Genomic DNA, 2,214 nt, shown 5'->3' with positions numbered 1-2,214 from the left:
TCCCAGGCCTGCTTTTGTGAAGTCTCCTGCGCATCCAAGGCACCGCGTGGCTGTTCCTCCTGTCTTGCGGCAGAGCCATTATGCCTGTCCTTCCTGCCGTGGCATAATTCATCCTGCAAGCCGTTTCTGTCCTTTGTGCGGAATTCGGTTGAGGAGGATCTGAATCCGGTTTTTGGAGGGTATGACTTTGCTATGACTTCGCTGACTGACCGCCTGTATTTTCTTGTTGAGGCAGTGAGGGACTTCCGCACAACAGGCAGTGTCACGCCAAGTTCGCGCTTTCTCGTCGATCGCATGCTTTCGCCCATAGATTTCAGCAAAGCCGGGCTTATTGTTGAGCTTGGTTCTGGCACTGGCTGCCTGACCCGTGAATTGCTGAAAAGGATGCGTGGTGATGCAGAGCTGTTCTGTTTTGAGGTCAACAAGGTCCTTTGCGCGACTTTGTATGATGTGCGCGACAATCGGATTGAGATAATTAATGACCGCGCCGAGCGGTTGCCTGATCGTCTTTGTGGCCGCAAGGCAGATTACATTGTGAGCGGCCTGCCTCTTGCTTCGCTTCCAAGGGATGTGGGAATGCAGATTCTTGATGCTGTTGAGGGCTCGCTTTCAGCCGAAGGCGCATACATCCAGTTTCAGTATTCGCTTGTCAGTTATAAGGCGCTCAAGGAGCGTTTTCAGGTGGAAAAGAGCTTTGTGCTTCTGAACTTGCCTCCTGCTTTTGTTTATGTTTGCCGTCTTGGCAATGGCAGTAGTGCCACGCCTGCTTTACAATAATGTATTTATAGCGCAAGGATGGCGTATGCAGTATGGGTGTTATGAAGGATATGCTGGCTGGTGGCGAGACGCTGTTCAAGAATGAGGATGCTCTTGATGCTGATTATGTGCCTAAGCTTCTTCCTTTCAGGGAAGGGCAGCAGTTTGCCATTGCCGCCGGCATACGGCCTTTGTTTCAGGGTAGGAATGGCACTAATTGCTTTGTGTATGGTGTGCCCGGCATAGGCAAGACTGTTGCAGTCAAGCATATCTTTCGCGATCTTGAGACTGGCAGTGATGATGTGCAGGTGGTTTATGTCAACTGCTGGCAGCGCAACACGAGTTACCAGATTCTTGTTGAGATTTGCAATGAGCTCGGTTATGCTTTCACGCAGAACAAGCGCCAGGATGAGCTGATGGGTATTGTCAGGGGCATTTGCAACAAGAAAGCCGCTGTGTTTTGTTTTGATGAGGTTGACAAGGCAGGCGATTTTGATTTTCTTTACAGCATTCTGCAGGATGTCTTCAAGCGCAGCGTCATACTCATAACCAACTATAAAGAGTGGCTTGCCGGGCTTGAGCCCCGTGTTGCTTCGCGCCTTTTGCCTGATGTTGTTGAGTTCAAGTCTTATTCTCCTGATGAGACAAGGGACATTCTGAAGCAGCGCATGTCTGCTGCTTTCATTCCTGGCTGCTGGACAGCAGATGCTTTTGAGGTTGTGGTTGAGCGTGCTGCGCAGGCGCAGGATGTCCGTATCGGCTTGTTCCTTATGCGCCAGGCAGGCCTTGCTGCCGAGGCTGCCAGTGTCCGCCGCATCACAGCAGAACACGCTCGGCTGGCAATATCAAAGCTTGACCAGATGTCTGTCTCAAAGGAAGCCGACCTTGCTGATGACACCAAACTGGCTTTTGAGATTATCAAGCAGTCTGGCGGCGGCAAGTCAGGGGATTTGTTCAAGCTTTACAAGGACAAGGGCGGTGAGGGCACTTACAAGACTTTTGCGCGCAAGATAGAGAAGCTTGAGCGTGCTGGCATGATAAAGGTCAACACTGTTCTTGGCGGAAAAGAGGGCAGCACTTCGCACATCACGCTTGCCAGCGCAAAGCGGCTTGATGAGTTTTAGGCATTCTTAATTCTTTTCCCGTTCACTTCCCACTGGACACCCTCTCGCGGCGTATAAAAACCGCCTTCTCCTCTTGTATTTCATCGTCGGGGCATCTGCCCTGGCAGGAAGGTCGTAAAATGGCAACCACTATGTATGATTCGGCTGTTTTCAGCATTGCTTTTGAGCAGGTAAAAGCCCTTACTTTGGGCTTTGTCCTGCCTGACCAGCGTTTGATAGCGCCGGCAAATGCCGCTCCCAGCCCGCTGCGGTTGAAGCCTGCTGTCTAGAAGCACAAACTAAAATAGCAAGAGGTGAACCATGAAGAAGGATTTTGTGACAGAGGATGAGTTCG

2 protein-coding genes are annotated in these 2,214 nt (G+C 51.0%); both read left to right on the top strand.

Annotated features, from left to right (window positions below; genetic code table 11):
* Positions 1 to 192 precede the first annotated feature (192 nt).
* Positions 193 to 777, top strand: coding sequence for a class I SAM-dependent methyltransferase (locus tag HWQ67_RS16845; protein WP_218253848.1), 585 nt, complete (start codon positions 193 to 195; stop codon positions 775 to 777).
* A 41-nt stretch (positions 778 to 818) separates the two neighbouring features.
* A complete protein-coding gene (locus HWQ67_RS16840; protein WP_218253847.1) occupies positions 819 to 1,880 on the top strand; it encodes a Cdc6/Cdc18 family protein in 1,062 nt (353 codons plus the stop codon).
* The last annotated feature ends 334 nt before the right edge of the window (positions 1,881 to 2,214 follow it).

The organism is Candidatus Magnetobacterium casense (genome assembly GCF_019173545.1).
GTDB classification, from domain to species: Bacteria; Nitrospirota; Thermodesulfovibrionia; order Thermodesulfovibrionales; family Magnetobacteriaceae; genus Magnetobacterium; species Magnetobacterium cryptolimnobacter.
Note: the sequence above shows the minus strand (reverse complement) of the source record. Positions and strands in the feature narration are given on the sequence as shown.

Excerpts from the sequence above, each read along its gene's own strand:
- HWQ67_RS16840 (WP_218253847.1), top strand. The coding sequence starts at position 819 with ATGAAGGATATGCTGGCTGGTGGCGAGACGCTGTTCAAGAATGAGGAT.
- HWQ67_RS16845 (WP_218253848.1), top strand. The coding sequence starts at position 193 with ATGACTTCGCTGACTGACCGCCTGTATTTTCTTGTTGAGGCAGTGAGG.